The sequence below is a fragment of the Caulobacter sp. 602-1 genome (assembly GCF_003931565.1).
GTDB lineage: Bacteria > Pseudomonadota > Alphaproteobacteria > Caulobacterales > Caulobacteraceae > Caulobacter.
Window position 1 is genome coordinate 1 of sequence record NZ_RRYI01000018.1, and the last position, 594, is coordinate 594.

1 pseudogene is annotated in these 594 nt (G+C 68.0%); it reads right to left on the reverse strand.

Features of this window, described 5'->3' with window-relative positions:
• A pseudogene (locus EIK80_RS25035) lies at positions 1-578 on the reverse strand (IS21 family transposase); the annotation flags it as partial.
• Positions 579-594: the final 16 nt, after the last annotated feature.

A 594-nucleotide genomic window follows, 5' to 3' on the forward strand; every position in this document is an offset into this window, starting at 1 on the left:
TTCCTTTCCCGCGTCCCACGAGGCTGCATGAACACGTCGTATCCGGTCAGGTCGGGTGCGGTCTGCTCGTATGGCTTCTCGCCGGAGGCGATGCGCCGTGCCATGGTGGTCAGGCTCGCCTCGTCGAGCGGGTGCCCCTGTTCGACCAGATGCTCACCAGCCTCGACGGCCGGCTCGAACCCGCACGCGTCGCTCGTTCTGGAGATGAGCCGGAACGCGTTCCTGCGCGCCTTGGCGTCCATCCGGTCGATCGCCAGACGCAGTTTGTCGGGAAAATCATCGCGGATGGTGGAATCGGGCCATGCGTTGGTCTTGCGGCCCAGTGCGGGCAGGAGCGTGGCGGGGTCGCGGATAGTGGCAGGCGAATCCCCGTACACGCGCGGCAGCCTGGCGCAGGTGCGCCCGTCCTGGGTGCGGATCGTCACGTCGAACGCGCGAAGGGCGACGTCCAACGTCCAGCCGCGCCACGAGGGTCCGGCGAGGTAATGGTTGCCGTCGACCTGCACGCGCCCGTCCTTGTCGGCCTTCCTGACCTCCCAGCGGATCGCGTCGTAGGGCTTGGACGGCAGGGGCTGCATCTCCGCCTTCTCCTCG